This is a genomic window from Vibrio sp. Vb0349 (assembly GCF_033338975.1).
In genome coordinates this window covers 1-1,455 of sequence record NZ_JAWOTS010000177.1, presented here as the reverse complement: position 1 = coordinate 1,455, position 1,455 = coordinate 1, and the positions used below count along the sequence as shown (strand labels likewise).

The 1,455-nt window shown below is 48.5% G+C and carries 3 protein-coding genes; 1 reads left to right on the top strand and 2 read right to left on the bottom strand.

Annotated elements, in window-relative coordinates; genetic code table 11:
- Window positions 1-664, top strand: a 664-nt coding sequence (locus R7Q47_RS24325) for a substrate binding domain-containing protein (RefSeq protein ID WP_318089779.1), incomplete at its 5' end; no start/stop codon positions are given.
- Window positions 665-683: 19 nt separating this feature from the next.
- On the opposite strand, the gene R7Q47_RS24320 is transcribed toward R7Q47_RS24325, so the two are convergent.
- Both R7Q47_RS24320 and R7Q47_RS24315 read right to left on the bottom strand, forming a co-directional pair.
- On the bottom strand, window positions 684-1,295 hold the full coding sequence (locus R7Q47_RS24320; protein ID WP_005457930.1) for a response regulator transcription factor: 612 nt from the start codon (window positions 1,293-1,295) through the stop codon (window positions 684-686).
- Window positions 1,296-1,315: 20 nt separating this feature from the next.
- A partial coding sequence (locus R7Q47_RS24315) for an ATP-binding protein (protein WP_318089781.1) occupies window positions 1,316-1,455 on the bottom strand: 140 nt, incomplete at its 5' end.

Genomic DNA, 1,455 nt, shown 5'->3' with positions numbered 1-1,455 from the left:
CATCGACCAAGCGTTGATTGCCGCCGTCGATGATACTCAAGAGATTCGCGGCGTGATTCGAGTGAACTGTGTGGGTGGCTACATCGGCGAAGACATCATCGCCAAATACGTGTGTGAATTTATGCAACAGTACCCGAACGTCAGCATTGACTTGGACTTTTCTTCGCCTCGTATTGATTTGATTGAAGATCAGTTTGATGTCGCATTTCGTATGGGGGAATTGGATGATGCAGGGTTTGTAGCGCGCAAGCTGATGACCGTTGACATGGTCACCCTCGCAAGCCCGAGCTATGTACAGCAATATGGCATGCCAATACACCCAAAAGAGCTGGCCGAACATCGAACTCTGACTGGTTCGGTTACGCGTTGGAACTATCGTAAAGCAGAGAACCCAAATGACCACGCCGATGTGGTCGTAAAAGGCAACTTGCGCTGTAAAAATGGACGAGCGTTAGTAATGGGCGCGCTGCACGGCAACGGCATTATTCGTGTTCCACTGAGTTACTGTGCAGAAGAAGTGGAGCTAGGCCAACTGATAAAAGTGATGCCAGATTGGGAAATTCCGTCGGTGCCCTTTTCCGCCATATTCCATCGAGATCGCTATCAACCGAAACGACTGCGAACTTTTATCGATTTCATCAAACAGAAGTTTGAAGATTCCTAATCTTACAGCTCAGCTCTCGCTAGATGGGATTCTCCAACTTGCCATAAATATAGGCCAATTCTGCGACGGTTTTGGCTGAGAACTTTTTCAGTAAGCTGGCTCGATGAACTTCCACCGTTCTCATTGCAATGCACAGCTCATCCGCAATTCGAATATTGCGCTTACCAGCAATGATCAAACGTAAGATATCTTTTTCGCGCGGCGTTAGTGATTCATACGCCGCTCTTGCCGCCACCATATCGAGGCTCGCCGCGGACTGCATCTGACCATGTAATATTGCTTGAGCCAGTTCATCGCCTTTGACTGGTTTTTGGAAAAAGTTGACCGCCCCAGCTTGCAATGCATCGACCGCCATCGGTACATCACCATGACCGGTCAGATAAATCACCGCTAATGGGCTGTGCGCCTCATTCAAAAATTGATGAACTTGCTGACCACGAAGGTTAGGCATTCGGCTATCAAGGATCACGCATCCGGCCTGATGAATGTTAACTTCGTCGAGAAAAGATTGCCCATCAGCAAAAGTCGTCACGTTAAAGTCATGCTCCTCCAGCATAAAAGCCAGCGAATCACGTACCGATTCATCATCGTCAACCACATAAACAGGCAGCTGCTTTTCACTGCTGATCATTAACTGCTCCTAAATACCGATTAGTTTTGATAAGGAAACACAAGCTCAACCAAACAGCCGTGCGGCGTGGTCGAAGCAATGAGAAACTCGCCGCCGTGCATTTCCATTACGTCACGACAAATGGCTAACCCCAGCCCAAGCCCTTCGGCTTTAGAGCTCA

What these genes read in the sequence shown, in the direction of transcription:
- R7Q47_RS24320 (WP_005457930.1), bottom strand. Translation starts at nt 1,295, where the DNA reads ATGATCAGCAGTGAAAAGCAGCTGCCTGTTTATGTGGTTGACGATGAT.